At 38.6% G+C, this 7,491-nt stretch carries 4 protein-coding genes and 1 pseudogene; 1 reads left to right on the plus strand and 4 read right to left on the minus strand.

Going from position 1 to position 7,491, the window contains the following annotated elements:
* Positions 1 to 426: 426 nt before the first annotated feature.
* A pseudogene (locus D5R40_RS42955) lies at positions 427 to 2,207 on the minus strand (DEAD/DEAH box helicase).
* A gap of 534 nt (positions 2,208 to 2,741) precedes the next feature.
* Positions 2,742 to 4,142 carry a carotenoid oxygenase family protein gene (locus D5R40_RS28585; RefSeq protein WP_124155563.1) on the minus strand — a complete coding sequence of 467 codons (1,401 nt, stop codon included), beginning with the start codon at positions 4,140 to 4,142 and terminating at the stop codon, positions 2,742 to 2,744.
* A gap of 491 nt (positions 4,143 to 4,633) precedes the next feature.
* Between D5R40_RS28585 and D5R40_RS28590 the strand changes: the two genes are divergently transcribed.
* The gene (locus D5R40_RS28590) at positions 4,634 to 4,879 is read left to right on the plus strand and encodes an SH3 domain-containing protein (RefSeq protein WP_124147788.1); all 246 of its coding nucleotides are present in this window, start codon (positions 4,634 to 4,636) and stop codon (positions 4,877 to 4,879) included.
* 272 nt (positions 4,880 to 5,151) lie between these two features.
* Here the strand turns inward: D5R40_RS28590 and ygfZ are convergent, their stop codons facing one another.
* Together ygfZ and D5R40_RS28600 are read right to left on the minus strand one after the other, a co-directional pair.
* Positions 5,152 to 6,204: a CAF17-like 4Fe-4S cluster assembly/insertion protein YgfZ gene (gene ygfZ, locus D5R40_RS28595; RefSeq protein WP_124147789.1), complete on the minus strand. Its 1,053-nt coding sequence runs from the start codon at positions 6,202 to 6,204 to the stop codon at positions 5,152 to 5,154.
* Positions 6,205 to 6,648: 444 nt separating this feature from the next.
* Positions 6,649 to 7,032: a hypothetical protein gene (locus D5R40_RS28600; protein WP_124155564.1), complete on the minus strand. Its 384-nt coding sequence runs from the start codon at positions 7,030 to 7,032 to the stop codon at positions 6,649 to 6,651.
* Positions 7,033 to 7,491 lie beyond the last annotated feature (459 nt).

Raw genomic sequence — 7,491 nt, forward strand, 5'->3', positions numbered from 1 at the left:
ATATGGCTGTGAAGTTTTTTGTTGATAATATTAAATTGGAACAATGTCAGCGTGGCAACCGCATCCGCAGTGAAGTTCATGGAGAAATTGTCCGGCGACTGAGACAAGCTTATTTGTACAGATAATGAACAGGACTTAACCACACATATCAAATCAGACACCATCTGTAGGGGCTAACGGCCGTTAGCCACTACTAGATATGCTAGTTCTGCGTAAGTCCTGTTGAAGTAATTTAAGAAATTATCAACTGATATTATATAACCGGATTCTATATACAATTAACCGAATTTGATATGACCTGGTTCTCTGGCAGCCAAAAACCCGTACCGCGTGCAAAGATACCATAAGGCTTCCATATATCCTGAAATTTTTTATAAATCATTTGGAATTGCTATAGTTATGTTTTGACTTTTTCATTCTCAAAAATCAGAAAAACTCATCAATATTAATATCATCATCAGAATTTTCTGAAGAATTTTTATCCTCTTTTATTTCTGATTGATTTTCCAAATCATTATCATCATTTTTTCCATCACTTCCCCATTTTGCACCTGGTTCAGCAGCACGTTTAGCAGCAGAATTGTTAACTCCATAAATTGGTTCTGGCTTGACAATTTCTAACGGCTTAACTTCTGTTTTAGCCTCTTCCTGCTCTTGATATTTAGGAGATTTTTTCCGCTTAATTCCACCTCTACGTCTGCGAGAAGTGTGTTCTTCACTGGTATTTTCTGTTACAACTTCATACAAAATTGCTAACTTATTTTTATCGCTACCTCGACGTAAAACTCGACCCAATCTTTGAATATATTCTCGTTCACTACCAGTACCAGATAAAATAATTGCCACCCTCGCATCTGGCACATCAACACCTTCATTTAAAACATGAGAAGCAACAAGAGTTTTATATTCCCCAGTTCTAAATTTACTTAAAACTTCATGTCTTTCTTTCACAGGAGTTTGGTGAGTAATTGCCGGAATTAAAAAGTCATGAAGTTCTAAATTTACTTAAAACTTCATGTCTTTCTTTCACAGGAGTTTGGTGAGTAATTGCCGGAATTAAAAAGTCATGAAGTTCTAAATTTACTTAAAACTTCATGTCTTTCTTTCACAGGAGTTTGGTGAGTAATTGCCGGAATTAAAAAGTCATGAGAAATCCGATAAACTGTTGTATTATCCGCCGTAAAAATTAAAGTACGTTCGGGAAAATGTTGAGCCAATAAATTAGCAAGAGTTCGTAATTTTCCATCTGTACCAAGAGCAATTTCTTTAGCTTGACGATGGGCTAACATTGCTCGACGTCCAGCCTTAGAACGGGCACTTGCTATAACAAAATTTTTCCAACCATTTAACCCACCTAACTTAATATTTGCCTGCTTTAAAAAGTCATTTCTAACTGTCATTAACTTGTTATATTCTTCCCGCTCCTGTGCAGAAAGTTTAACCATTATTTGCACAATTTTATGGTCAGCTAAAGCAGCACCTGCCAATTCTTCAGGAGTCTTGCTAAAAACCGTAGGTCCAATTAAATAATCTAGGTCAGAATGACGACCATCAGAACGGTTAGGAGTTGCAGTGAGACCTAGACGATAAGGAGCGATCGCGTATTCAGCAATGACCCGATAAAAATCAGTAGGTAAGTGGTGACATTCATCAAAAACTAATAGAGCATATTTATTGCCGATCGCCTCCGCATGAATAGTTGCACTATCGTAAGTCGCCACTAAAATTGGTGTTTTGTCGCGAGACCCCCCACCCAGTAACCCCACCTCCACATCTGGAAAAGCTGCATTCAAATGCGCGTACCACTGGTGCATCAAATCTAGGGTGGGTACTACTACCAGGGTACTGCGGGGAGTGGCCTGCATTGCCAGTTGTGCCAAATATGTTTTACCCGAAGCAGTAGGGAGAATCACAACTCCATTTCTGCCTGACTGTTTCCAAGCTTTCAATGCTGCCTCTTGGTGCGGATAGGGAGGCATTTCCAAACTAGGGATAAGTTCGAGAGGTGCAAATTCTTTAGCTTTGTCAACAAAATCAATTTTTGCTGCTTTTAATGATTCCACTAAAGGGCGATAATCTATTGCCCGAACCCGAAATTTTTCCACCCGGTCATCCCAGGTTGCATAGTCTACCCATGCTTTACCTTGAGGTGGAGGATGGAGAATGAGAGTGCCGCGATCAAATTTGATAGTTGGTGTTCGGTACATTATTTCATTTCACTGATTTACAGCAGTTTTCAAGTTGATGAGGTACAAAGTTTTATTGCTCTAGGGAACAGGGAACAGGGAACAGGGAATAGGAAATATAAGAACAGTTCCACAAGTGTACCTCACTATCCTCAGAAGCACAGGTGCGAGAAAAACGCATAGGTTTGTTATTCCCTGATGGTGCTCCTTACTAAACTTGATTGTTATATCATGTCCGGTTAAACAGTGATAAATAAATAACTACGGAGTCCTCAGGAGTCAACCCACCCCTCGCCCCTCCCAGGAGGGGAAGTCAGGATTCAGGAGGAAAGAGGGAAGAAAGAAGAAGAACTGGAGTTGAAGGAGAAAGTTTTTTTATAACTAATTATCCGGACATGATATTATACCGTTTCACGGAAGTCATGCACAGGACTTACGCAAACTTGTTGATAATACTCTATCTGTAGATGGCGCCATTCGGAGCTTTGCGTTAGCAAATGCCATTCGCCCCTACCATATCTGGTGTTTTTGCGTAAGTCCTGACCTACTAAAAACTTAACTCAACTGTGCCTCTGTCACCCAGACAGCATGAAAACCATAAGGTACTCGCTGCGGAATAATCACTCGCGCTACAGTTTCCCCACTCACATCCTGAGCATTCACTACCACCAACTCAGAAGTATGAGTATTTTCATCATAAACATAAGTCACCAACCAACCATCATCTTCGCTACTAGCATTGAGTCGAGGTGCAAACACTGCCTCACCACCATAACGTCCCTTACCAAACTCGTATGTTTCCGACTTCCCTGTATCCAAGTCATATTTAATCAAACCATTAAACACAGGAGGAAATTCTCCTGTTTCCATTCTTGCTGAATAACCATACCGCGTCTTTCGCCCTAATAATTCTTCATTAACACGAGGAAACTCAGAAGGTACATCATCTAGCTTTTCCTCTTTTACCGCTCCAGTTTTCAGGTTAAACCGCCAACGATGTAAATAAGGAGTATTCGCATCAGGGAAGCGATCGCTATCATTAGTCACAAACACATTAGTAGACTTCATCCGACAAGCAACCAATACAACCTCATCCCCTTCTTCATAAGCATTGAGAGTATGCCAAACAAAACAAGCTGGAGTTTCAAACCAACGCACCTCTCCACTATCGCCATGACGTGGGATTATACCGAAGCGACTGGGTGTTTCTGACTCAAACATTAGTGGAAACTGACCTTTTTCTATTCTTTCTGGGCGAAAAGTCATTGGTAAATCAAAAAAAATACTATAATTTTCCGTAATAGCAAAGTCGTGCATCATTACTCCCACAGGCAAATCTATAGGTATGGTGCGCAGCAGTTCTCCATTTGCCGAAACAACGCTATATTGTAAAAAAGGAGGTTGAGCTACTGAGTAACCGAAAAACATCATTTCTCCTGTTACCGCATCAACTTTAGGATGGGCAGTAAAAGGAGATTTTAGTTTGTTGTTAAAAGTCTGTTTGCCAATAGTTTCCAACTCAGGCAGTTTAATATAGTAAGGCGCACCGCCTTCCCAGAGAGCATAAAAATGATTGGCATGATAAACTAGGGCTGTGTTACCTGTATTGATATCTGTGCCGTGGGGATTATCTGGTTGGGGTGGATTTAAGAATCCAGGCCATACTGCTTTACCTTCCTGGTTTTCTACCTGGAATTTGTTGGTGCGTACATAACGGTTGCGATAGGATGCTTTTCCGTCTTTTATTCTGACTCCGTGGAGCATTCCATCGCCGTCAAACCAGTGATATTCACCGATCGGTTTAAATTGTGGGTTGGGGCCATTACGCACAAACATTCCTGAGAGATCCGGAGGTAGTTCCCCAATAACTTTGAGGTTGTCGGCGGTTGTTTCTTCTCTAACGGGTGCGAAATTATTGGTTAAGAAAGGATTAAGGGTAGGAGTTGTTGCAGTCATAAATTTTTAATAATGTTTAACTTATTTTATAACAATTGGGAAAAAGTTGGTTATAAGTTATTAGGGTGTTTGTAGGTGTCAGAAGAAAATATTTTTAGAGATAAATATCTTGCTTCATTTCCTCTGCTCAATATGATTGTATTATTTTTGAGGATTATTTTTGCCTTTAACCATTCTAAAAAGCCTTACCTATCAGTAATTTTACTGGATTAATTTTTTTTAGATCGCCAGTAATATTTCTTATCTTATGTATAATCTCTGTTGTCAATCATAAATATAATGATTTCAACTGTATTAGCGTACAAAAAAACTTAAATAATCTAGGATTTGACTATGATCAAAAACAATAAATAGCCTAAAAAAAATACTACTAATTCTGGATACAAAGACTATAAAAATTTAATCAATTTCCTCTACATATCCAAAAGCTAAAACGGGATGTTCCAGAAGCACATTATCAAGAATTACGTCAGAATTATCAAAGTTTATCAATGAAAAGTTTAATAACTTTATTGTCAATATTTTTGATAAGTTTAAACACTGAATCTGGTTTAGCACAAAATCCAGAGTATCAATATCAAATAGAAGTTGAGATGAATACTATTTGTAGCTTGATTAACGACAACAATGTTAATATTCGTCAAAGACCTGATGCCAGTTCGCCTATAATAACTCAACTTAATCGTGAAGACCGTGTAAGAGTTATTAGACGAACTGGAAATTGGATTCATATATAGCAATGAGCGCTGGTATATTTACAAATTGCAGGAGAGGCCAAATAGCTAAAAGTCTTATATTATCAGCAATTTATTCCCCCAGATGAGCTGTTGCCTGTTGCCTGTTGCCTGCGCACAGCGCTATAGTAGCTCTAGATTCTGGTCAATCTCCTAAACCCTACACTCCTCTTGAAGGATATGTTTTTAATAAGTATATTAATGGGTGTTCAAAAGAGCGATTCGATCGCTGGAGAAAATAGTATAGTTGTCAGATTGTTTGTGCAATAAATCTCTTAACTATCAATATCTTGATGTGTCAGAAAAGGTACTTCTACTACTTCTCCTTCGACATTTCCTACTTGCACTTTTAAACCAACTCCACCTGCTTTTGTTTTGATATAAACTAAACCAAAATAATCCTCATTAGTAGTTTCCGTACAACTTGTCAGTTTCCCAACTTTTTCATCTCCAACTTTCACAACATTTCCTAATTCTGCCATCCCATTTAAACGGACTCCCCAAAGTCGTTGTTTCACACCTTTATATGTGTTTAAACGAGCAATAGTTTCTTGACCAATGTAGCAACCTTTCTCAAAAGAAATAGTATTCCATAAACCAGCTTCGAGAGGGTTATAGTCATCTGTAAGTTCATAGTCTGGTGCTGGACGACCTTGTTCTATTCTTAATTGTTGCCACAGGCGATCGCCCATAGGTACTGCTCCTGTTTCTGTTAATATTTGCCAAACTTTAGCAGCATTGTTTACAGGAACTATCAAAGTGTATCCCTCTGTTGCTAACCCACTACCAACAGTCAAGCGAACTTCTACATCTTTTAGACTTATTAACTGGTGACTAGGGTGGGGTGCATCTGGAGGAGTTATCCCTGATAATTTGGCGATGGAGTTTTTGCTTTCTGGTCCCATGAGACTAAATATGGCATATTCACTACTAATATCTTTAACTGCCACCCTGTCCATCGGAAACAGATAACGGTCAAACCACTCTATTAACTGTTGACAACGGGTGGGAGAGACTAACAATAAAACTGCATCTTCTGTTACATAAGCTGTTGCTAAGTCGATAGTACGAGCAGTGGGAGTGACGAAAACAGTCTCACAACCTTCACCTGGTTTGAGAATATTGAAATTATTCGTACTTTGGTTATGTAGAAACCGTAGACGGTCATCGTCAGAAATGTTTATTAGTCCCCAATGAGAGCGGTCGCATACAGCTACTCCCTGTTTTATTGCTTCTATTGCTTGAGTATCATTACCAAAGCTAACTGGAATTGAGTCTTGAAAAGTTGCACCATTAGATGTTTGAATATTCCGTAATTCTTGGTTCATAATTCTACTTTATTCTGTTATTTTTACTTAATAGACATAGGCGTGAAAAAGATATAGACTTTTTGTCAAAGTAGGGAATAGGGAACAGGGAAGATGTTTTTAGGAAAAAACACGGAAAATGATTTTTTGAGTTATTACACTCTAGTTTATAGCAAATAAAGGGCAGGTTGATTTTCTGGAGATGTCTAATACAAATAGTTATTTTGTTCTGAGAAAATGGGCGTTGGTGATTTGAGGTATGATATCTGTCCGGATCAGAGCAGGATAAAACTCCGTTCCGCTTACGCAACCAAAAAACTTTCTCCTTATACTCTTCTTTCTTCCCTCCTGACTCCTGACTCGGTTCTCCCACTCCTGGGAGGGGCAGGGGCGAGGGGTGGGTTGACTCCTAAGTAATGCGCGATTAATATCATACACGCGCTTCAGCAACACCAGAAAATGTATCTATACTGTTGGCAAATCAGCCATCATATTCTCTACCACTCTTAGAGCTTTTTCGTCAAGATGCTCCCAATTAACATTTCCTTCATCGTTGAGTAAGCTAGTATCGACTTCAACTTCTACTATTTGGTCAGAACTATGAGTAAAATGATAATTACTAAAACAAACTTGATAGCAAAGTTCCCAGAGATCAATACTAACTTTTTGGTCTTGATATTCTAAATCTAATCTATACCCTGGAATTGGTGTTTCTACTTCTTGATAATCTCCTTGCCAAACAGAATTATCTAGTTTTTTGCGAATATGATCTAATAATCTGATGAAAGCAGGTTGCATTAGTAGTTCAGCTTGTTTCCAGGCAGTAATGTTATTAATTTTCGGCTTCATTTAATTTCATTCAGAAACATTAGACTTCTTGCAGAAGTCAGGGAATAGGGAATAGGGAATAGGGGATAGGGGATAGGGAATAGGCAATTGTTTATTTCATATCTTGAATTGGTTTAATTAAAACTTTTGCAAGAGGTCTATTCATTAATATAATATTTATTGGGAATAATTATTCACATTTTGTCAATATCAGGACTTACCCATGAGGCACGAAAAACTAGGACTTGAGATTGCTTTCCGTTCCGGAATGCTCCGCAAACCCTATCAGTCGCTTCGGACGGAAATAGGTTGAGGTACGTAAGTCTTAAATATTCTATTATTGTTGACAACTAAGTGACATTAACCATTGTAAACTTTTGTCTTGCTTGAAAAGAAAAATGCTGAGTTGTTTGATCATTTTCTTTGTGGGTTTAATACCCCACCGTCAACGGGGGTGTTCACGCATTACTTGGGGGAGCG

The organism is Okeania hirsuta, from assembly GCF_003838195.1.
Taxonomy (GTDB): Bacteria; Cyanobacteriota; Cyanobacteriia; order Cyanobacteriales; family Microcoleaceae; genus Okeania; species Okeania hirsuta.